This is a genomic window from Cobetia sp. 3AK, assembly GCF_029846335.1.
Lineage (GTDB): Bacteria > Pseudomonadota > Gammaproteobacteria > Pseudomonadales > Halomonadaceae > Cobetia > Cobetia marina.
The window spans coordinates 88302-110683 of record NZ_JARWKR010000012.1 but is presented as its reverse complement, the minus strand read 5'-3'; the positions used below and the strand labels follow the sequence as shown (position 1 = coordinate 110683).

The window sequence follows — 22382 nt, the reverse complement described above, 5'->3', positions numbered from 1 at the left end:
CACTTATACTGAACCGCCCCTGCAGCCCAGCTGCAGGGGCGGTTCTCTTTGTGCGTAGGAAAAAGTGGTGCGCAGGAAAGTGATATGCAGATCGGGGTGGCGTGCACCCCGCTGAGTCATCCATACGAGAGTTCTGTCCCTGTCGCCTCGACGTGAAGCCCGATTCCTCCTGGAGTCGGGCTTTTTCGTGGGTTGACCTTGATTGTGCAAAGACGGTGCTTTGCCCCTCGTGGCATGAGCCGACGATCAAAATGCCGTAGTCTCTAGGCATATCTCTTTGATGACAGGGAAGGCAATGGACGAGTTGATCGTGGTCGGTGCCGTGTTTGCGGTTCTGGTCATCGGTGGGGCGCTGACGGGTTGGCTCAGTCTGCTCAAGATCAAGGGGCTGGAGCAGCGTGTTCTCAAGCTGGAAGCACAGCTGCGAGAGGTCGGGCCACAGCTTATGCACAGCACCTCCAGGCGTCAGGGTGTGGATAAGTCGAATGATGGCTCTACCACGACTGACGATGCCGAGGGGGGCTTGTCACCTGATGGGAAGAAGGCCGCAGCGAGCCGAAGTCCTATTGACGAGGCATCCTCTCATCAGACGGATGCGGATGCAGGCGCCGCTCCCGTGAAGCTGCTCGAGTCGCTATGGACACGCTTGCTGCATGGCGCGTCTGGCAGGCCCAGGGGGGAGGGGCGTGAGAGCGGCAGCACGGAGCGCGCCGGTGGCACCCCCATGGCGCGGAGCTTCGCGGTAATGCGCGAGCACTGGATGATACTTGTCGGTGCCCTGTCTCTGGTCATGGCGGGCGTGATGCTGGTGGGTTACTCCCTTGAGCAGGGGCTGCTGGGGCCGGGCATGCGACTGGCGCTGGGGCTGGGCTTCGGCATCGGCATGATCGTGCTGGCTGAATGGCTACGATGGCGCACGACGCAATCTCCCAGCTTGACCGGAGCCGTGAGCGGTGCGGGAAGTCTGGTCACCGCAGCAAGTCTATTGGCCGGTCACTACCTGCTGTCGTTGGCTTCTCCACTCGTCACCTTCGTGCTGTTGGCTCTGCTGAGTCTGTGGACGCTGGAGCGTGCCCGCCATCATGGCCCATGGCTGGCCGCGCTGGGCATGCTGGGTGGTTACGCCCTCCCGCTTGCCTTGCCCCTTCAGGCACAGTTGGGAGGAGCCGCCAGCCTGATGCTGCTGGGGCATCTAGGGGTCATCGCCCTGGCATGCCGCCTTCTGCACCGGAAGATCGGACTGAACTGGCTGTATTGGGGGGGATTGTGCGGTGCCTTGCTATGGTGGATGGCGCTGCTCCCCCTGGAGGCGGGAACTGTTGATCTGCGACCTGTCTCGGGCGAGCTGGAGCGCGGACTTGCGGGTCTCTGGTTGTGCCTGTTGGCTATTGCGTACCTCCATACCTGGCGAGACGAGTCTGGACGATCCGAAGGCCGGGTGGTGGCAGATGGCGCGCAGGGTGGCGTGAGTGCCACGGGGGAGGCCATGACCTGGTGGCCATGGCGTGCCACCCCGCGGGTGCAGCGTCATTGGATCGCGGGTCTGCTGCTGGGGGCCGTCAGTGCCATGAGCCTGTTGCTGCCCCATGTTGGGGGGCTGGAGGCTGCCAATGACATCGCGCCCGGTGACTGGTTGCCGAGTGTCCTGCTGCTGTGGGTCACGGGATGGACCGCACGACACATGGCGGCTAGCTGGTCGATGATGGTGGGGGCGGTAGCGTTCTGGTTGTTGGCATGGGGATGGAGCCCACTGACGGCGAGCGGGATCTGGGTGATGACAGGGCCGATGGCGCTGTGTGTCGGGTTGGTTGGCCTTGCCTGCTGGAAACCGCAGGCCTCGCAGGCACCTGCCAAGCAGGCGCACATGCTGTCTGCCTGCTGGTGGGCCATGGCGACTCTGGTACCGCTGGTCGCGTGGGGGCTGGCCGTCTGGAACGGCACCACCCCTGTCGAGGCGGAGGGTGGAGCGACCCCATGGCTGAACACCGCCATGCCACCCTTGATCTGGGGGCTGGTATGTTGGATTGGCGCCAACCGTTTCCATTCGCGAGAAGGAGTGCGTCTGGCTGCCGGCCTGTGGCTGCCCGCTCAATTCGGGATTGCGCTGGCGCTGGTGATCGCGCTTGACGGTCCATCGCTGACACTGGCGTTGGCATTGCAACTGCTTGGGTTGACGGGGTGTGAGTGGCGTTGGTGGCGACTCCAGGCTGATGAGGATGGCGCCGGACGCTCCCTGTTTGCCGAGTTGGCGCGCCTGCTTGCCTGGGGGTTGGCCCTGCGTCTGGCCTGGGGTGTCGTCACTGGCACGCATGACGACATCAGTCACTGGCCGTTGCAGGTCTTTCTGCCGGTGCTTGTCTGTGTCGCCCTCAGCAGTCATGGCATGCGTCACCGCAAGTCTATCCAGCGCTGGCTGGAAGGGGTCGTGGTTCAGCTTGCGCTCGCCACGACAGTGCTGGAGATTCGTTATCTGCTGACAGACGGTCAGCCTTTCTCCGGCCCTCTTTCACTGGCGGAACTCTCCCTGCAGGTGTTGGCGCTCGCTGGTGTGGCGGCGGGCTATGCCTGGCGCGGGCGTGGTTCGGCGACGAATGTCGCGCTATACCGCCTGCTGGCCTCCGTCGTGGGCGGCCTGGCAGGAATCATCTGGCTTGCCGGCATCGTTCTGGCATTCAATCCGCTGTGGCAGGACGGTGATGTCGGTCGCTGGCCATTGTTGAACTGGCTATTGCCCGCTTATGCGCTGCCGGCGCTGGGAGCCGCCCTGGTATGGCGTCTTTCGCAGCATGCTGCCTTGCTGCGTCGTCTCTGCGAGGTGGTGGGTCTGCTGGCTGTCGGGCTATGGATTGGGCTCAGCTTGCGCCATGTCTGGCATGGTGGGGCGCTCGGGCTCTGGCTCGGGGTCGAGCAGGCGGAGCTTTATGCCTATAGTCTCGCCTTGCTGGCCGTTGCGGCGAGTCTCGTGATCGGCGGTGCCAGAATGGGGCAACCGCACTGGCAGCGCGTCGGACAGGGGCTGTTGGTCGTGACGATTCTCAAGGTCGGACTCTGGGACACGGCGACTCTGGATGGCCTGTGGCGAGTGGGGTCATGGCTCGGGCTTGGAACCGTGCTGATGCTGCTGTCAGCGTTGTTCAAGCGCCTGGCAGGGGCCGGTACGCGAAGGGAGGAGCAGGAATGAGTGAAAAGCCCCCGAACTTTGGTCGTTGTTCTTGGCTCGCAAGCCCATGAATCCGATAGAATGTGCCCTTTTGCACAGGGACGCTCCCCGCATGACCATCCGTGATCTCATTCGCCTGCTCGGAGATGGTGACTACCACTCCGGAGAGGCCCTGGGCGAAGAGCTCGGGGTGTCGCGTACGGCGGTCTGGAAGCAGCTCAAGAAACTTGAGGCGCTTGATATCCCGCTTGAGGCTGTGAAGGGGTTGGGCTATCGACTGGCCAACCCTATCGAGTTGCTTGATGGACAGCGGATCATCGAAGCGCTGCCACGCGAGACTCGCAAGCATCTGAAGCGCCTGTTCATCGAGGAATCGTTGGATTCCACCAATACCTTCATCCGTGAGCGCTTTCGCCAGGGAGCGGGTCATGCAGAGGTCTGCCTGGCTGAGGTGCAGTCTGCCGGGCGGGGTCGTCGTGGTCGCGAGTGGCAGACGCCATGGGGCCGCAGCCTGGTCTTCTCACTTGGTTGGCGCTTCGAGTCAGGTGCCGCGTCACTGGAAGGCTTGAGCCTGGCGATCGGCGTGGCAGTCGCCGAGGTGCTGGAGGCGGATGGGTTGCCTGCGCGCCTGAAGTGGCCGAATGATGTCCTGCTTCAGATACAGAAGGACCAGCCGAAGATTGCCGGCATTCTGGTCGAGGTGACAGGTGATGTCTCCGGGCCTTGTGATGTCGTGATCGGTATCGGGTTGAACATCGAGTTGCCGGCGAGTCATCGCGAGGATATCGGGCAATCGGTCGCGGCGGTACGTGACATCATCCCGGGCGCTTCACGCAACGCTTATGCGGCTCGCCTGATGGAGTCGCTGCTGGCCCTGTTGCCTGAGTTCGAAGCTGAAGGATTCTCTGCCTGGCAGCAGCGCTGGAATGAGCGCAATGCGTTCAAGGGGCGCGATGTGGTGATTCTGCGAGGCGACAAGCGGGAGGAAGCCATCGCTGAAGGTGTGGATATCAACGGAAATCTCGAGGTGCGCATGAATGGCGAAACCATCACACTCGCCGGTGGCGAGATCAGTCTGCGCGCTGTCTCATGATTCTGGATCTTGATATCGGCAACACCTTGTCCAAGTGGCGTCTCAAGGACACTGTCTCCAGCGAGATCCGCTCACGCGGCGCAGTATGGACACGTGAAGAGTGGCGTCCAGGGGAGGATATTCCCGATCTGGACGTCGTCACGGCAGTGCGCATTTCCAGCGTGGCGCGCAAGCAGGTATTGGATGAGACCGTCGAGCTGCTGCGCAAGCAGGTCGGGGCAGTGCATGTGGCACGCTCGACACGTGAGGTGCTGGGGGTCACCTGCGGGTATGAAGAGCCGCAGCGATTGGGGGTGGATCGCTGGCTTGGTGCGCTTGCCGGGCATCATCTGACCGGCGGATGTTGCAGTGTGGACTGTGGAAGCGCCATTACCGTGGACTTCGTGTTGCCGGGCGGGAAGCATCTCGGGGGCTATATCATTCCCGGGCTACGCCTGATGAAGGAGAGCCTCAAGCTGGGGACGCGCAACGTGGCCATCGACCCGGACAGTGAGGTGGACAGCCTGCTGGCGCCGGGACGCAATACGGTGGAGGCGGTCAATCACGGGATCTACATGGCGGCGGTCAGTGCCGTCAATCGGTTGTATGCCGAGGTGTGTGATCGTGAGGGGGTCGCGCTGCCGCTGTTGCTGACCGGAGGGGATGCACGCGTGGTAGCGAGAGGCCTGCGGGTTCCTCATGCATTATGGCCGGACATGGTCTATGCCGGTCTCGAGGCGCTTTTCCCGCTGACAGCGGCGGAGCGTGCCGGACGCCTGTCAGGCGCGCCGGAGCAGCCGCGCGTTGCTGATCTGGAAAAACTTCGCTCAGGGCTTGCACTTACCCAGATGCTTTGACATACTACGCCCCGTTCTGAGGAGATACATTCCCTCAAGCGCTTGAAGTCAAAAGAAATCAAGCACTTGACAGCGTATCCCAAGCGACGTAAGATTTGTCGCCATAGAAGAGGTGGGGTTCCCGAGTGGCCAAAGGGAGCAGACTGTAAATCTGCCGCGAAAGCTTCGAAGGTTCGAATCCTTCCCCCACCACCAGATTCGCTCATGATGGCATGTTCATCTGGGCAGCAAGAGTTGGAAAGCGGGCATAGTTTAATGGTAGAACCTCAGCCTTCCAAGCTGATGACGCGGGTTCGATTCCCGCTGCCCGCTCCAGTTCATCTCGTCTGACGAGATTGCGCAAAGGTTTTGCTCGTGTAGCTCAGGGGTAGAGCACACCCTTGGTAAGGGTGAGGTCGGCGGTTCAAATCCGCCCACGAGCTCCATACAACGGAAAGGCGAGTCGCAGTTTGGCTCGTCTTTTTCGTTTCCGACGACCTCCCAGGTCGCGGTCAAAGATAAGGCTTGTCAGTATGGGTTGTCTCAGCTATGATGGCGCCCGCTGTTAATTCAGCCTTGTTTTTAGTCTCTGGAACACGCAAGTGTTACAGGCCAGTAGCTCAATTGGCAGAGCAGCGGTCTCCAAAACCGCAGGTTGGGGGTTCGATTCCCTCCTGGCCTGCCATCCTTCCCCAGGATGGTATTCGACTTCTTACCGATTCTCGATTCTAGCGATCGCTGCACCCTTGAGGAGTCTCTTTGATGAAACAGAACGCCGAGGTGCAGGAAGCGCGCCACGACGGATTCAAGTGGTCGGTCGTCGTCATTCTTCTTGTGCTGGCTGTTGCCGGCAACGCCTATTTTGCTGACCAAGCGCTGCTTTATCGCGTGCTTGGCGTCGTCGTGCTTGGCGTTGCAGCGGCTGCTCTGGCCATCACGACCAACAAGGGTCGTGATGTCGTCGAGCTGGCAAGCAGTGCGCGCCGCGAGATCCAGCGCGTCGTTTGGCCGACCCGACAGGAAACTGTCCAGACAACTGCCATCGTGCTGGGTGCCGTGCTTATCGTGGGCCTGTTGCTATGGCTCATCGATACCACCCTCGGCTGGCTGATGTCCGGCATCGTCAGTTAACGGAGTTTCCATGTCCAAGCGTTGGTATGTCATACACGCCTATTCCGGTTTCGAAAAGCAGGTCATGCGCTCCCTGAATGAGCGTGTGAAGCTGTATGCCATGGAAGAACACTTCGGTGAGATCCTGGTGCCTGTGGAAGAAATCGTCGAGATGCGTGACGGCAAGCGCCGCAAGAGTGAGCGCAAGTTCTATCCAGGCTACGTGCTGGTCGAGATGGACATGAATGATCAGTCCTGGCACCTGGTGAATGAAACCCCGCGCGTCATGGGGTTCATCGGTGGCACGCCGGAGAAGCCGGCTGCGATCACCCAGAAAGAAGCCGACGCCATGTTGCGTCGCGTTCAGGACGGTACTGACAAGCCGCGTCCGAAGACTCTCTTCGAGCCGGGCGAGACAGTGCGCGTCACCGACGGTCCTTTCGCCGATTTCAATGGCGTCGTTGAAGAAGTGAATTACGAAAAGAGCCGTCTGCAGGTCAGCGTGCTGATCTTTGGGCGTGCCACGCCAGTGGAGCTCGAGTTCTCGCAGGTCGAGAAGGACTGATCTCTGGATCACCTTTCCTGTCTGGATACGAGCATCACGGCAACACGACGGGTCGCCTGAGGCGGCCCGGTTTCACGGGGAGCCGCAAGGCGCTACCACCCAAAATGGAGTCCTATCATGGCCAAGAAAGTACAGGCTTACATCAAGCTGCAGGTCGCAGCCGGTAAAGCTAACCCGAGCCCGCCCGTGGGTCCTGCCCTCGGTCAGCACGGTGTCAACATCATGGAGTTCTGTAAAGCGTTCAACGCCGCTACCCAGAACGTCGAGCCGGGCCTCCCGACTCCTGTGGTCATCACCGTGTATTCCGACCGCAGCTTCACCTTCGTCACCAAGACGCCGCCTGCCGCCGTCCTGCTGCTGAAGGCTGCTGGTCTGAAGTCCGGTTCTGGCGAGCCGAACAAGAAGAAGGTCGGTACCGTGACTCGCGCTCAGCTCGAAGAGATCGCGACCACCAAGGAACCGGATCTGACAGCTTCCAATCTGGACGCTGCTGTTCGCACCATCGCCGGTACTGCCCGTAGCATGGGCCTGAACGTGGAGGGTCTTTGATCATGGCCAAGATTTCAAAGCGCGCCCAGGCGATCAACGCAAAAGTCGAATCCGGCAAGGTCTACAGCGTCGAAGAAGCTGTCGCTCTGCTGTCCGAGCTGTCCACCGTCAAGTTCAAGGAGACTGTTGAAGTCTCTCTGAACCTGGGTGTCGATCCGCGTAAATCCGACCAGGTCGTTCGCGGCGCTACCGTCATGCCGAACGGCACCGGTAACGACGTGCGTGTCGCTGTCTTCACCCAGGGCGCCAACGCTGAAGCAGCGAAGGAAGCCGGTGCAGACGTCGTCGGCATGGACGATCTGGCTGAGCAGGTCAAGAAAGGCGTGATGGACTTCGACGTCGTCATCGCTTCTCCGGACGCCATGCGCGTCGTTGGTCAGCTGGGTCAGATCCTCGGCCCGCGCGGCCTGATGCCGAACCCGAAAGTCGGTACCGTGACGCCGGACGTCGCGACTGCCGTGAAGAATGCCAAGGCAGGTCAGGTGCGTTTCCGTACTGACAAGAACGGCATCATTCACGCCGGTATCGGCAAGATCGACTTCAGTGCAGACGCGATTCAGGGTAACATCGACGCCCTGGTCGCCGAAGTCAAGAAGCTGAAGCCGAGCACTTCCAAAGGTATCTACCTGAAGAAGATCACCCTGTCCAGCACCATGGGCCCGGGTCTGACCGTCGATCACGCCAAGTACGCGTAAGGCAGTCACAGAATGTTTCACTTTGCGGTCCCCGTGCTCAGCCGCGGGGCGCCGTCAAAGACCGCAGGTGCCAGCCTTGTCGCTTCGGTGGCAGGGCTGGCTTAATCGCGACGTGATGCCTGCATCGCGCGCAGCCTGCGCAGATGGTGTCCCAGCCTCGCTGGTGGCAGCCATCCTCCAAGACTCTCCCGCGCAGTTCAGGTGAGAGAGATGGTAAACCACTGGGGAATTCGTTCCCCGGCACGAAATGGAGTCAACACCGTGGCTTTAGGTCTCGAAGACAAGAAGGCAATTGTTGCTGAGGTCAGCGAAACCGCCAAGGGTGCTCTCTCCGTAGTCGCTGCCGACTCTCGTGGTGTAACTGTTGGCGCAATGACCGAATTGCGCAAGCAGTGCCGCGAAGCGGGCGTCCAGCTGCGTGTTGTTCGCAACACCCTGGCTCGCCGTGCGCTGTCCGGTACCTCTTATGAGGTGCTGAACGAGTCCTTCGTCGGCCCGACCCTGCTTGCATTCTCCATGGAACACCCGGGCGCTGGCGCTCGTCTGTTCAAGGAATTTGCCAAGAAGGTCGAGGCATTCGAAGTCAAGGCACTGGCCTACGAAGGCGAGTTCATCCCGGCGGCCAACATCGACCGTCTGGCATCTCTGCCGACCCGCGACGAAGCACTGTCCAAGCTGCTGTCTGTCATGAAGGAAGCTTCTGCAGGCAAGCTGGTCCGTACTATCGCAGCACTGCGCGATCAGAAGCAGGAAGCCGAAGCCGCCGCGTAAGCGTCGCTTCTTCCTCCTGGCTGTCTCGTGCAGCCTGAATCGATTTCCGTTTGACCGAGCATCTTTGCTCCGCAAAGTTTAGGATTGCTAAAATGGCACTGACCAAAGAAGACATCATCAACGCCGTCGCTGACATGACCGTCATGGAAGTGGCTGAGCTGATCGAAGCAATGGAAGAGAAGTTCGGCGTTTCTGCCGCTGCCGCCGTCGTTGCTGGCCCGGCCGCTGCAGGTGAAGCCGCTGAAGAACAGACCGAGTTCGACATCGTTCTGACTGCTGCTGGTGACAAGAAAGTCAACGTCATCAAGGCTGTTCGCGAACTGACTGGCCTGGGCCTGAAAGAAGCCAAGGCAGCTGTTGACGGCGCTCCGGCCACCCTGAAAGAAGGCGTGAGCAAGGAAGACGCTGAAGAAGCTAAGAAGAAGCTGGAAGAAGCTGGCGCGTCCGTGGAACTCAAGTAACTCGTGTTCCAGGCTACGCACGCTGCGTAAGCTTCCTGGCTGGTGGCGGACTCCGCCACCAGCCTTTTTCTGTTGCAAGACGAATTATGACGGCGAGCCAGCCCGCAAGGGAGGCTTGCCGTCCGCGCCTGATGGACATCGCCGCGCCATCAGGTATGAGCCGACCACGCATCGGTCACCCAAGGTGAACAAGCTGGGGAATACAGATGGCTTACTCATACACTGAGAAAAAACGCATCCGCAAGGATTTTGGCAAACTGCCCCAAGTGATGGATGTGCCTTACCTGCTGGCCATCCAGCTTGATTCCTACCACGACTTTCTCCAGCAGGACAGGGCGCCAGAACAGCGCCTGGAAGTCGGCCTTCACGCTGCCTTCAAGTCCGTGTTCCCGATTGCCAGTTTCTCTGGCAACGCAGCGCTCGAGTATGTCAGCTACCGTTTCGGTACGCCGGCGTTCGACGTAAAGGAATGTCAGCTGCGCGGAGTGACCTACTCTGCACCGCTGCGCGTGAAAGTGCGCCTGATGATCTACGACAAGGAATCGTCCAACAAGGCGATCAAGGACATCAAGGAGCAGGAAGTCTACATGGGGGAAATCCCCCTGATGACAGAGAACGGTACCTTCGTCATCAATGGTACTGAACGTGTCATCGTGTCTCAGCTGCATCGCTCGCCGGGTGTGTTCTTCGATCACGACAAGGGCAAGAGCCACTCGTCCGGCAAGTTGCTGTACTCCGCACGTGTGATTCCTTACCGCGGTTCCTGGCTGGACTTCGAGTTTGACCCGAAGGACAACGTCTACGTCCGTATCGACCGTCGTCGCAAGCTGCCGGCCTCCGTGCTGCTGCGTGCCATGGGCATGACCAGCGAAGAGATCCTCGGTACCTTCTTCGATACCACCATGTACCACATCGAGCGCAGCGGCTTCTCCGTTGAGCTGGTGCCGTCACGCCTGCGTGGCGAGACTGCCGCCTTCGACATCAAGGATGCCGATGGCAGCGTGATCGTGGAAGAAGGTCGTCGCATCACCCAGAAGCACGTCCGTCAGATGGAAAACTCCGGCCTCGAGCGTCTCGAAGTGCCGATGGAGTACCTCTACGGCAAGGTGCTGGCCAAGGATCAGATCGATCCGGCCACCGGTGAGCTGGTGTGCGAATGCAACAGCGAGATCACCCCGGAACTGCTGGAGAAGATGGCTCAGGCCAAGATCACCCAGTTCGAGGTCATCTACACCAACGATCTGGATTGCGGTCCGTTCGTGTCTGACACATTGAAGCTGGATACCACGCGTAACCAGCTCGAGGCACTGGTCGAGATCTACCGCATGATGCGTCCGGGCGAGCCGCCCACCAAGGACGCGGCAGAATCACTGTTCCAGAACCTGTTCTTCAGCGAAGACCGCTACGACCTGTCGGGCGTGGGTCGCATGAAGTTCAACCGTCGCCTGCGTCGCGAAAGCGATACCGGCAGCGGCGTGCTCGATCAGGACGATATCCTGACCGTCATGCAGGAACTGATCAGCATCCGTAACGGCAATGGCGATGTCGATGACATCGACCACCTGGGCAACCGTCGTATTCGCTCTGTGGGCGAAATGGCGGAAAACCAGTTCCGTGTCGGTCTGGTCCGTGTCGAGCGTGCGGTCAAGGAGCGTCTCTCCATGGCCGAGAGCGAAGGCCTGATGCCGCAGGATCTCATCAACGCCAAGCCGGTTGCGGCGGCGGTGAAGGAATTCTTCGGTTCCAGCCAGCTCTCCCAGTTCATGGATCAGAACAACCCGCTGTCCGAAGTGACGCACAAGCGCCGTGTCTCCGCGCTTGGTCCGGGTGGTCTGACCCGTGAGCGCGCCGGCTTCGAAGTTCGTGACGTTCACGCCACGCACTACGGCCGTCTGTGCCCGATCGAGACGCCGGAAGGCCCGAACATCGGTCTGATCAACTCCTTGGCGACCTACTCCAAGACCAACAGCTATGGCTTCCTCGAGACGCCGTACCGCAAGGTCGTGGATTGTCAGGTCACCGACGACGTCGTCGATCTGTCCGCGATCGAGGAAGGCGATTTCATCATCGCCCAGGCCTCCGCGACCGTCGACGAGAACAACCGTCTGGTCGACGACCTGGTTCAGGTGCGTCACCGTGGCGAGACTACCTTCATGGCACCGGAAAAGGTCACCATGATGGACGTGTCTCCGCGTCAGGTCGTCTCCGTCGCTGCGGCATTGATCCCGTTCCTCGAGCACGATGATGCCAACCGCGCCCTGATGGGTGCGAACATGCAGCGTCAGGCCGTTCCGACCCTGAAGGCTGACAAGCCGCTGGTCGGTACCGGCATGGAGCGCTTCGTGGCGCGTGACTCCGGCGTCTGCGCCGTGGCACGTCGTGGCGGCGTCATCGACTCCGTCGATGCCAAGCGTATCGTCGTGCGTGTGCGGGAAGAAGAGATCATCGGCGGTGAAGCCGGCGTTGATATCTACAATCTGACCAAGTACGTCCGCTCGAACCAGAACACCTGTCAGAACCAGCGTCCGATCGTGCGCCCGGGCGACGAAGTCGCCATCGGCGATATCCTGGCCGACGGCCCGTCCGTCGACATGGGGGATCTGGCACTGGGTCAGAACATGCGTCTGGCGTTCATGCCTTGGAACGGCTTCAACTTCGAGGACTCCATCCTGTTCTCGGAGCGTGTGGTGCAGGAAGATCGCTTCACCACCATCCACATCCAGGAACTGACCTGTGTCGCGCGTGACACCAAGCTCGGGCCGGAAGAAATCACGTCCGATATCCCGAACGTCGGCGAGTCCGCACTCTCCAAGCTGGATGAGTCCGGTGTCGTCTACATCGGTGCCGAGCTGAATCCGGGCGACATCCTGGTCGGCAAGGTCACGCCAAAGGGCGAGACCCAGCTGACGCCGGAAGAGAAGCTGCTGCGTGCCATCTTCGGCGAGAAGGCGTCCGACGTGAAGGACACCTCTCTGCGTGCCCCGACCGGCATGAAGGCCACCGTCATCGACGTTCAGGTCTTCACCCGTGACGGCGTCGAGAAGGATCAGCGTGCGCTCTCCATCGAGCAGATGCAGCTGGCCGAGGTCCGCAAGGACCTGCAGGAAACCTACCGCATCGCGGAAGAGGCGACCTTCGAGCGTCTGCAGCGCAACCTGGTCGGTCAGGCGGTCAACGGTGGTCCGAAGCTCAAGAAGGGCGACGTGCTGACCGATGACTACCTCGAGGCCCTGCCGCGTCAGGAGTGGTTCAAGCTGCGTCTGCAGGACGAATCTCTCAATGAGCTGCTGGCCCAGGCCGATGAGCAGCTCGAGATCCGTCGTCGCGAGATGGACGAGCGCTTCGAAGACAAGAAGCGCAAGCTCACCCAGGGCGATGATCTGGCGCCGGGCGTGCTCAAGATCGTCAAGGTATACGTCGCCGTGAAGCGCCGTATCCAGCCGGGTGACAAGATGGCCGGTCGTCACGGTAACAAGGGTGTCATCTCCGCGATCATGCCGGTGGAAGACATGCCGTTCGATGGTTACGGCGAGCCGGTAGATGTCGTGCTGAACCCGCTGGGTGTTCCGTCGCGCATGAACGTCGGTCAGATCCTCGAGACCCACCTCGGCATGGCCGCGCGTGGTCTGGGCGTGAAGATCGAGCATATGCTGCGCGAAGAGCGTGCCGAGCAGGTCAAGCAGATCCGCGAGTTCCTCGACAAGGTGTACAACACCGTCGGTGGCCGCCAGGAAGACCTCTCCGTGCTCAGCGATGACGAGATCATCACCATGGCGCACAACCTGAAGAAGGGCGTGCCGATGGCGACGCCGGTCTTCGATGGCGCCAAGGAACACGAGATCAAGCAGTTGCTCACGCTGGCCGGTATCCCTGATTCCGGACAGATGGACCTCTACGATGGCCGCACCGGCGAGAAGTTCGATCGCAAGGTGACCGTCGGTTACATGTACATGCTCAAGCTCAACCACCTGGTGGATGACAAGATGCATGCGCGTTCGACCGGCTCCTACTCCCTCGTCACGCAGCAGCCGCTGGGTGGTAAGGCGCAGTTTGGTGGTCAGCGCTTCGGTGAGATGGAGGTCTGGGCCCTCGAGGCGTACGGCGCTGCCTACACCCTCCAGGAGATGCTCACGGTCAAGTCCGATGACGTGGAAGGCCGTACCAAGATGTACAAGAGCATCGTAGATGGCGATCACACCATGCAGGCGGGCATGCCCGAATCCTTCAACGTGCTGGTGAAGGAAATCCGCTCGCTGGGTATCGACATGGAGCTGGAAGGCTGACGCCGAAAAGCCACAAGTATTGACGGTCCGCAAAGCCTGGTGTCAGCAGCCAGGCTTTGCCCATGACAACTCCGCAACGGAGCGACCCATGAAAGATTTGGTGAAAGTTCTCAAATCGCAGGCGCAGTCCGAAGAATTCGACGCCATCAAGATTACCCTGGCGTCTCCGGACATGATTCGCTCGTGGTCTTTTGGTGAAGTGAAGAAGCCTGAAACCATCAATTACCGGACATTCAAGCCGGAACGTGATGGTCTTTTCTGTGCCAAGATCTTTGGCCCGGTGAAGGACTACGAGTGCCTGTGTGGCAAGTACAAGCGGATGAAGCATCGCGGCATCATCTGTGAGAAGTGTGGCGTTGAAGTGACCAAGGCGGCAGTGCGTCGTGAGCGTATGGCTCACATCGAACTGGCCAGCCCGGTCGCGCACATCTGGTTCCTGAAGTCGCTGCCGTCCCGTATCGGCATGCTGCTCGACATGACTCTGCGTGATATCGAGCGTGTGCTGTACTTCGAAAGCTTCGTGGTCATCGATCCGGGCATGACGACCCTCGAGAAGGGTCATCTGCTCAATGATGAGCAGTACTTCGAGGCGCTGGAAGAATTCGGCGATGACTTCGATGCCCGCATGGGTGCCGAGGCCATCAAGGCGCTGCTCGAGGACATCGAGCTGGAAGAAGAGGTCGAGCGCCTGCGCGAAGAGATTCCGCAGACCAACTCCGAGACCAAGATCAAGAAGCTGTCCAAGCGCCTCAAGCTGCTGGAAGCCTTCTACTATTCCGGCAACAAGCCGGGCTGGATGATCATGGAAGTGCTGCCAGTGCTGCCGCCGGACCTGCGTCCGCTGGTACCGCTGGACGGCGGCCGCTTCGCGACCTCGGATCTGAACGATCTGTATCGCCGCGTGATCAACCGCAACAACCGCCTCAAGCGTCTGCTCGACCTCAATGCGCCGGACATCATCGTGCGCAACGAGAAGCGCATGCTGCAGGAATCCGTGGATGCACTGCTCGACAACGGTCGTCGCGGTCGCGCCATCACCGGTTCCAACAAGCGTCCGCTGAAGTCACTGGCCGACATGATCAAGGGCAAGCAGGGTCGTTTCCGTCAGAACCTGCTGGGCAAGCGTGTCGACTACTCCGGTCGTTCCGTCATCACCGTCGGCCCGACCCTGCGTCTGCACCAGTGTGGTCTGCCGAAGAAGATGGCGCTTGAGCTGTTCAAGCCGTTCATCTACGCCAAGCTGCAGGCCTCCGGTCATGCCAGCACCATCAAGGCCGCCAAGAAGATGGTCGAGCGTGAAGCCCCGGAAGTCTGGGATTTCCTCGCCGACGTCATCCGCGAGCACCCGGTGCTGCTGAACCGTGCCCCGACTCTGCACCGTCTGGGTATCCAGGCGTTCGAGCCGCTGCTGATCGAAGGCAAGGCCATCCAGCTGCACCCGCTGGTCTGCGCGGCGTACAACGCCGACTTCGATGGTGACCAGATGGCCGTTCACGTACCGCTGACGCTGGAAGCCCAGCTGGAAGCGCGTGCGTTGATGATGTCGACCAACAACGTGCTGTCGCCGGCCAACGGCGAGCCGATCATCGTGCCGTCCCAGGACGTCGTGCTGGGTCTGTACTACATGACCCGCGAGAAGATCGGTGCCAAGGGTGAGGGCATGGCCTTCGCGAACCTGGGTGAAGTCGAGCGTGCCTTCGGCACGCACAGCGCTCACCTGCACGCGATGGTCAAGGTCCGTCTGACCGAGACGCTCAAGGATGAAGAATCCGGCGAGCTGTACGAGAAGACGTCCCTGCACGACACCACCATCGGTCGCGCACTGCTGTTCCGCATTCTGCCGAAGGGCATGCCGTTCGAGCTGATCAACCAGGTGATGAAGAAGAAAGCCATCTCCGGTCTGATCAACGAGGCGTACCGTCGTGTCGGTCTGAAGGACACCGTCATCTTCGCTGACCAGCTGATGTACACCGGCTTCCGTCTCGCGACCTGGTCCGGCGCCTCCATCGGCGTCAACGACTTCGTCATTCCGGACGCGAAGAAGGTCATCATCGACGCGGCCGAAGACGAAGTGAAAGAGATCGAAGACCAGTTCTCCTCCGGTCTCGTGACCGCAGGCGAGAAGTACAACAAGGTCATCGATATCTGGGCGCGTGCCAACGACCGTGTCGCCAAGGAGATGATGGCGGGTATCTCGAAAGAGACCGTCGTCAACTGGAAGGGCGAAGTGGTCAACGGCGAAGACGGCAAGCCGATGGAGCAGGAGTCGTTCAACAGCGTCTTCATCATGGCTGACTCCGGTGCTCGTGGTTCCGCGGCCCAGATTCGTCAGCTGGCCGGCATGCGTGGTCTGATGGCCAAGCCGGATGGCTCGATCATCGAGACGCCGATCACCGCCAACTTCCGTGAAGGTCTGAACGTACTCCAGTACTTCATCTCCACCCACGGTGCCCGTAAGGGTCTGGCGGATACGGCACTGAAGACCGCCAACTCCGGTTACCTGACGCGTCGTCTGGTCGATGTTGCCCAGGATCTGGTCATCACCGAAGCGGATTGTGGCACTCAGGAAGGTCTGATCCTGCACCCGGTCATCGAAGGCGGTGACATCATCGTCCCGCTGTCTCAGCGTGTGCTGGGTCGTGTCGTGGCACAGGATGTCGTCGATCCGGTCTCTGATGAGGTCCTGATCGCACGCGGCACCCTGCTGGATGAAGCCTGGTGTGCACAGCTCGATACCATGGGCGTCGATGAGATCATCGTGCGTACCACCATCGGCTGTGAAACCGTGCACGGTGTCTGCTCGGCCTGTTATGGCCGTGATCTGGCGCGTGGCCATCAGGTCAACGTCGGTGAAGCCATCGGTGTCATCGCGGCACAGTCCATCGGTGAGCCGGGTACCCAGCTGACCATGCGTACCTTCCACATCGGTGGTGCCGCCTCGCGTGCTTCTGCCGTGGATAGCGTCCAGGTCAAGCACGGCGGCCACGTGCGTCTGCACAACATCAAGTCGGTCGAGCGCGCGGATGGCAAGCTGATCGTCGTCTCGCGTTCCAGTGCGCTGGCTGTCGCTGACGATCACGGTCGTGAGCGTGAGTTCTACAAGCTGCCGTATGGTGCCGAGCTGTCCGTACGTGACGGTGACAAGGTCGAATCCGGTCAGTCCGTCGCCAAGTGGGATCCGCACACTCACCCGATCGTCGCCGAAGTGGCGGGTCAGGTGCAGTTCACGGACATGGAAGATGGTCAGACCATCAACCGTACCACCGACGAGATGACAGGCCTGTCCTCCATCGAAGTCATCGAGAGCGCCTCACGTCCGTCCGCGGCACGTGACAAGCGCCCGATGATCATGCTGGTGGATTCCAGTGGCAAGCACGTGACACTGCCGGGCTCCAACACGCCGGTCCAGTACCTGCTGCCGGGCAATGCCGTCGTGTCCGCCGAGAATGGCGCAGCCGTCGGTGTGGGTGACGTCATCGCACGTATCCCGATGGAAGCGTCCGGTAACAAGGACATCACCGGTGGTCTGCCGCGCGTTGCCGACCTGTTCGAAGCACGTCGTCCGAAGGAACCGGCCATCCTGGCCGAGATCTCCGGTACCGTGACCTTCGGCAAGGAAACCAAGGGCAAGCGTCGCCTGACCATCACGCCGGCCGAAGGTGACCCGTTCGAGCTGTTGATCCCGAAATGGCGCCAGATCAGCGTCTTCGAAGGGGAAACGGTCGAGAAGGGTGAGGTCATCTCCGATGGCCCGAGCAATCCGCACGATATCCTGCGTCTGCTCGGCGTCGCGGAAATGACCAAGTACATCACCACCGAAGTCCAGGAGGTCTATCGCCTCCAGGGTGTCGGCATCAACGACAAGCACATCGAAGTCATCGTGCGTCAGATGCTGCGCAAGGTGGAGATCACCGATTCCGGCGATTCCAGCTTCATCACCGGCGACCAGGTGGAATACGCCCGTGTCGTCGAAGAGAACATGCGTCTCGAGGCCGAAGGCAAGTTCCCGGCCAAGTTCGACCGCATCCTGCTCGGTATCACCAAGGCGAGCCTGGCGACAGAATCGTTCATCTCGGCGGCCTCCTTCCAGGAGACCACACGAGTTCTGACCGAAGCCTCTGTCACCGGCAAGCGCGATTATCTCCGTGGTCTGAAGGAGAACGTCGTGGTGGGTCGCCTGATCCCGGCGGGTACTGGCCTGGCTTATCACGATGAGCGTCGCCGCCGTCGTGATGGCCTGCCGCTCGCACCGGCCCCGTCGGCACAGGACGTCGAGCAGGAGCTGGGTGCCCAGCTGACCGCTCTCGACGCGGACGACGACGACCTCTGAGGTCTTGAGCCCCGCCGTCGCTGACGGCGGGGTTGACGCCCTTGTGGCCCAAGCCCTAGAATATGCAGCCTTTAACAGTAGGGCAGGTGCATCCTGTCCGATTGTTGGAAGGCAGTACAACCCATTGGAGCAAGCAAATGGCAACCGTAAACCAGCTCGTGCGCAAGCCGCGCAAGCGTCAGGCGTCCAAGAGTGACGTCCCTGCGCTGCAGGCATGCCCGCAGAAGCGTGGCGTGTGTACTCGCGTATACACCACTACCCCGAAGAAGCCGAACTCCGCACTCCGTAAGGTCTGCCGTGTTCGCCTGACCAACGGCTTCGAAGTCTCTTCCTACATCGGCGGTGAAGGTCACAACCTTCAGGAACACTCTGTTGTTCTGATCCGTGGTGGTCGTGTGAAGGATTTGCCGGGTGTCCGTTACCACACCGTTCGTGGTGCACTGGATACCTCTGGCGTGCAGAACCGTAAGCAGGGCCGTTCCAAGTACGGCGCCAAGCGTCCGAAGGCGTAATTCAAAGTTTAATATCGGTCTGATAAGAGTAAGGTCGGGTGTCGCGTCCATCGCGAGGCATCCCGGGTTTACCTGAAGGACCCTTCTACTGAGGGCTTATCATGCCTAGAAGACGTGTAGCAGCTAAGCGCGAAATCCTGCCGGATCCGAAGTTCGGAAGCGAGCGCCTGGCCAAGTTCATGAACCACCTGATGATCAGCGGCAAGAAGTCTGCAGCCGAGCGCATCGTTTACGGTGCCCTCGACCGTGTTGCCGAACGCTCCAATGATGAGCCGCTGGATCTCTTCGACAAGGCGTTGGAAGCCATCCAGCCGATGGTTGAGGTTAAGTCCCGTCGTGTCGGTGGTGCTACCTACCAGGTGCCGGTCGAAGTTCGTCCGTCCCGTCGCCAGGCACTGGCCATGCGTTGGCTGGTGGACGCTGCGCGCAAGCGCGGCGAAAAGACCATGGTGCAGCGCCTCTCTGGCGAGATCCTGGATGCCGCTGAAGGCAAGGGTTCTGCTGTGAAGAAGCGTGAAGACGTGCACCGCATGGCAGAAGCCAACAAGGCCTTCTCCCACTACCGCTTCTAAACAACGGGGATACTCACCGTGGCACGCAAGACTCCACTTAAGCGTTACCGCAACATCGGTATCTGTGCCCACGTCGACGCCGGTAAGACTACCACTACCGAGCGCGTCCTGTTCTACACCGGCCTGTCCCACAAGGTCGGCGAAGTCCACGATGGTGCTGCCACCATGGACTGGATGGAGCAGGAACAGGAACGTGGCATCACGATCACCTCTGCGGCGACCACCTGCTTCTGGCAGGGCATGAACAAGCAGTTCGACGAGCACCGTATCAACATCATCGATACTCCGGGGCACGTTGACTTCACTGTTGAAGTCGAGCGTTCACTGCGTGTTCTCGATGGCGCGGTCGTGGTGCTGTGTGGTTCTTCCGGTGTCCAGCCGCAGACAGAGACTGTCTGGCGTCAGGCCAACCGTTACGAAGTTCCGCGCATGATCTTCGTCAACAAGATGGACCGCGCTGGCGCGGACTTCTTCATGGTCGTCGAACAGGTGCGCAAGCGCCTGGGCGCGAACGCCGTGCCGATCCAGATCAACTGGGGCGCGGAAGACGAGTTCAAGGGCGTCATCGACCTGATCAAGATGAAGGCGATCGTCTGGGACGAAGACAATCACGGCATGAACTATGAGCTGATCGACATTCCGGCTGAGCTGCAAGACACAGCTGCCGAATGGCGTGAGCACATGCTCGAGTCTGCTGCTGAAGCGTCCGAAGAACTGATGGACAAGTACCTTGAAGAAGGCGACCTGACCGAGGAAGAAGTCAAGGCTGCGCTGCGTCAGCGCACCCTGGCCAACGAAATCTGCCTCGTGACCTGTGGTTCTGCCTTCAAGAACAAGGGTGTCCAGGCGGTTCTGGATGCGGTCATCGAATACATGCCGTCTCCGCTTGAAGTCAAGGCCATCGAAGGTGAGCTTGACGACAAGGACGGTACCATCGAGACCCGCGAAGCTGACGACAAGGCTCCGTTCGCGGCGCTGGCGTTCAAGATCGCGACCGACCCGTTCGTGGGTACCCTGACCTTCATCCGCGTCTACTCGGGCGTGCTGAAGTCTGGCGATGGCGTCTTCAACTCCGTCAAGAGCAAGAAGGAGCGTGTCGGTCGTATCGTCCAGATGCACTCCAACTCTCGTGAGGAGATCAAGGAAGTCTATGCTGGCGATATCGCCGCATGTATCGGTCTGAAAGACGTGACCACCGGGGATACCCTGTGTGATCCGGACAACAAGATCGTGCTTGAGCGCATGGAATTCCCTGAGCCGGTCATCTCCGTCGCCGTCGAGCCGAAGTCCAAGGCCGACCAGGAAAAGATGGGTGTCGCACTGGGCAAGCTGGCCCAGGAAGATCCGTCCTTCCGCGTCGAGACCGACGAAGAGTCTGGCCAGACCATCATCTCCGGTATGGGTGAGCTTCACCTGGACATCCTCGTTGACCGCATGCGTCGCGAGTTCAATGTCGAGGCGAACATCGGCAAGCCGCAGGTGGCTTACCGTGAGACCATCCGCACCAAGGTCGAGCAGGAAGGCAAGTTCGTTCGTCAGTCCGGTGGTCGTGGTCAGTTCGGTCACGTCTGGCTTCGCATTGAGCCTCTGACTGCAGAGGACAAGGGCGACGACGAAGAAATGACCTTCAAGTTCGAGTCCGAGATCGTCGGTGGTGCGGTTCCGAAGGAATACGTGCCGGCCGTCGAGAAGGGTGCCGCTGAGCAGCTCAAGAATGGTGTCATCGCCGGTTATCCGATGATCGACGTCAAGGTCACGCTGTTCGATGGTTCCTACCACGACGTCGACTCCAACGAGACCGCGTTCAAGGTTGCCTCTTCCATGGCGATCAAGGCCGGTGCCCCGAAAGCGGGTGCAGTGCTGCTTGAGCCGCTCATGAAAGTCGAAGTCGTCACGCCTGAAGATTTCATGGGTGACGTCATGGGCGACCTGAACCGTCGTCGTGGCCTCGTTCAGGGCATGGATGATTCTTCCACTGGCAAGATCATCAATGCACTGGTGCCGCTGGGTGAGATGTTCGGTTATGCGACCGACCTGCGCTCACAGACCCAGGGCCGCGCAAGCTACTCCATGGAGTTTGCGAAATACGACGAAGCGCCGAACAGCATCGTCGAAGCCGTCATCAACCAGAAGTAACCGATTAGCTAACGAAAGAGGTTATAGCAGTGGCTAAGGAAAAATTTGAGCGTTCGAAGCCGCACGTCAACGTCGGCACCATTGGTCACGTCGATCACGGCAAGACCACTCTGACTGCGGCACTGACTCGTGTCTCTGCAGAAGTTTTCGGTGGTGACGCGCGTGCGTTTGACTCCATCGATAACGCCCCGGAAGAGCGTGAGCGTGGTATCACCATCTCCACCGCTCACGTGGAATACCAGTCCGAAGTGCGTCACTACGCGCACGTCGACTGCCCGGGTCACGCTGACTACGTCAAGAACATGATCACCGGTGCTGCCCAGATGGACGGCGCTATCCTGGTCTGTTCCGCAGCTGACGGCCCCATGCCGCAGACTCGCGAGCACATCCTGCTGTCCCGTCAGGTCGGCGTTCCGTTCATCGTTGTCTTCCTGAACAAGGCTGACATGGTCGATGACGAAGAGCTGCTCGAGCTGGTCGAGATGGAAGTGCGCGAACTCCTGAGCGAGTACGACTTCCCGGGTGACGACACTCCGATCGTCATCGGTTCTGCTCTGATGGCTCTGGAAGGCAAGGACGACAACGGCATGGGTACTACCGCCGTTGCCAACCTGATCAAGGCCCTGGATGCGTACATCCCGGAGCCGGAGCGTGCTATCGACCAGCCGTTCCTGATGCCGATCGAAGACGTCTTCTCCATCTCTGGCCGTGGTACCGTCGTGACTGGCCGCATCGAGCGTGGTCTGGTCAAGACTGGCGAAGAGATCGAGATCATCGGCGTGCGTGACACCACCAAGACTACCGTTACCGGTGTCGAGATGTTCCGCAAGCTGCTGGACGAAGGTCGTGCTGGTGAGAACGTCGGCGCTCTGCTGCGTGGCACCAAGCGTGATGACGTCGAGCGTGGCCAGGTTCTGGCCAAGCCGGGCTCCATCAAGCCGCACACCAAGTTCGAAGCAGAAGTCTACGTTCTGTCCAAGGAAGAAGGCGGTCGTCACACTCCGTTCTTCAAGGGCTATCGTCCGCAGTTCTACTTCCGTACCACTGACATCACTGGTACCTGTGAGCTGCCGGAAGGCGTCGAGATGGTCATGCCGGGCGACAACGTCCAGATGGTCGTGTCTCTGATCGCTCCGATCGCCATGGAAGATGGTCTGCGCTTCGCTATCCGTGAAGGCGGTCGTACCGTCGGCGCTGGCGTCGTGGCCAAGATTGTCGAGTAAGGTTCTCCTTACCTGACACAGAAGGGGGCCCTGTTGGGCCCCCTTTTCTCGCATGTTTGACACCTGATGTCAGTCTGCCTATAATGCGCATCCTTTGAATGCGTGGG

Annotated in this window: 15 protein-coding genes and 4 tRNA genes; all 19 read left to right on the top strand. The window is 60.2% G+C overall.

Going from position 1 to position 22382, the window contains the following annotated elements:
• The first annotated feature begins 295 nt into the window (after positions 1-295).
• The 19 genes from QD228_RS15510 (at position 296) to tuf (ending at position 22275) form a co-directional block, all read left to right on the top strand.
• Positions 296-3181: a DUF2339 domain-containing protein gene (locus tag QD228_RS15510; protein ID WP_279876008.1), complete on the top strand. Its 2886-nt coding sequence runs from the start codon at positions 296-298 to the stop codon at positions 3179-3181.
• Positions 3182-3272: 91 nt separating this feature from the next.
• On the top strand, positions 3273-4253 hold the full coding sequence (locus QD228_RS15505) for a biotin--[acetyl-CoA-carboxylase] ligase (RefSeq protein WP_077373336.1): 981 nt from the start codon (positions 3273-3275) through the stop codon (positions 4251-4253).
• Positions 4250-5089: a type III pantothenate kinase gene (locus QD228_RS15500; protein WP_279876007.1), complete on the top strand. Its 840-nt coding sequence runs from the start codon at positions 4250-4252 to the stop codon at positions 5087-5089. The genes QD228_RS15505 and QD228_RS15500 overlap by 4 nt, the downstream gene beginning before the upstream one ends.
• Positions 5090-5200: 111 nt before the next feature.
• Positions 5201-5284, top strand: a tRNA-Tyr gene (locus tag QD228_RS15495).
• 46 nt (positions 5285-5330) lie between these two features.
• Positions 5331-5404, top strand: a tRNA-Gly gene (locus tag QD228_RS15490).
• Between the two features lie 35 nt (positions 5405-5439).
• Positions 5440-5514: transfer RNA gene (locus tag QD228_RS15485), tRNA-Thr, on the top strand.
• A 163-nt stretch (positions 5515-5677) separates the two neighbouring features.
• Positions 5678-5753 (top strand) — tRNA-Trp (locus tag QD228_RS15480).
• A gap of 77 nt (positions 5754-5830) precedes the next feature.
• Complete coding sequence (gene secE, locus QD228_RS15475) at positions 5831-6199, top strand: preprotein translocase subunit SecE (RefSeq protein ID WP_043334897.1); 369 nt, start codon at positions 5831-5833, stop codon at positions 6197-6199.
• Positions 6200-6209: 10 nt separating this feature from the next.
• A complete protein-coding gene (gene nusG, locus QD228_RS15470) occupies positions 6210-6743 on the top strand; it encodes a transcription termination/antitermination protein NusG (RefSeq protein WP_065392619.1) in 534 nt (177 codons plus the stop codon).
• 117 nt (positions 6744-6860) lie between these two features.
• Positions 6861-7292 (top strand): 50S ribosomal protein L11, encoded by a 432-nt coding sequence (gene rplK, locus QD228_RS15465; RefSeq protein WP_043334893.1) that lies wholly within the window; start codon positions 6861-6863, stop codon positions 7290-7292.
• A 2-nt stretch (positions 7293-7294) separates the two neighbouring features.
• Positions 7295-7987: a 50S ribosomal protein L1 gene (rplA, locus tag QD228_RS15460; protein ID WP_065392620.1), complete on the top strand. Its 693-nt coding sequence runs from the start codon at positions 7295-7297 to the stop codon at positions 7985-7987.
• 261 nt (positions 7988-8248) lie between these two features.
• Positions 8249-8758 carry a 50S ribosomal protein L10 gene (gene rplJ, locus QD228_RS15455; protein WP_065392618.1) on the top strand — a complete coding sequence of 170 codons (510 nt, stop codon included), beginning with the start codon at positions 8249-8251 and terminating at the stop codon, positions 8756-8758.
• Between the two features lie 92 nt (positions 8759-8850).
• Positions 8851-9219 carry a 50S ribosomal protein L7/L12 gene (gene rplL, locus QD228_RS15450; protein WP_043334886.1) on the top strand — a complete coding sequence of 123 codons (369 nt, stop codon included), beginning with the start codon at positions 8851-8853 and terminating at the stop codon, positions 9217-9219.
• A 206-nt stretch (positions 9220-9425) separates the two neighbouring features.
• On the top strand, positions 9426-13502 hold the full coding sequence (rpoB, locus tag QD228_RS15445; protein WP_077373342.1) for a DNA-directed RNA polymerase subunit beta: 4077 nt from the start codon (positions 9426-9428) through the stop codon (positions 13500-13502).
• Positions 13503-13590: 88 nt separating this feature from the next.
• Positions 13591-17832 (top strand): DNA-directed RNA polymerase subunit beta', encoded by a 4242-nt coding sequence (rpoC, locus tag QD228_RS15440; RefSeq protein WP_077373345.1) that lies wholly within the window; start codon positions 13591-13593, stop codon positions 17830-17832.
• Between the two features lie 137 nt (positions 17833-17969).
• Complete coding sequence (gene rpsL, locus QD228_RS15435; protein ID WP_077373348.1) at positions 17970-18344, top strand: 30S ribosomal protein S12; 375 nt, start codon at positions 17970-17972, stop codon at positions 18342-18344.
• Positions 18345-18445: 101 nt separating this feature from the next.
• On the top strand, positions 18446-18916 hold the full coding sequence (gene rpsG, locus QD228_RS15430) for a 30S ribosomal protein S7 (RefSeq protein WP_043334878.1): 471 nt from the start codon (positions 18446-18448) through the stop codon (positions 18914-18916).
• 18 nt (positions 18917-18934) lie between these two features.
• Positions 18935-21052: an elongation factor G gene (fusA, locus tag QD228_RS15425; protein WP_065392571.1), complete on the top strand. Its 2118-nt coding sequence runs from the start codon at positions 18935-18937 to the stop codon at positions 21050-21052.
• Positions 21053-21081: 29 nt separating this feature from the next.
• Positions 21082-22275, top strand: a complete 1194-nt coding sequence (tuf, locus tag QD228_RS15420; protein WP_065392570.1) for an elongation factor Tu — start codon at positions 21082-21084, stop codon at positions 22273-22275.
• Positions 22276-22382 lie beyond the last annotated feature (107 nt).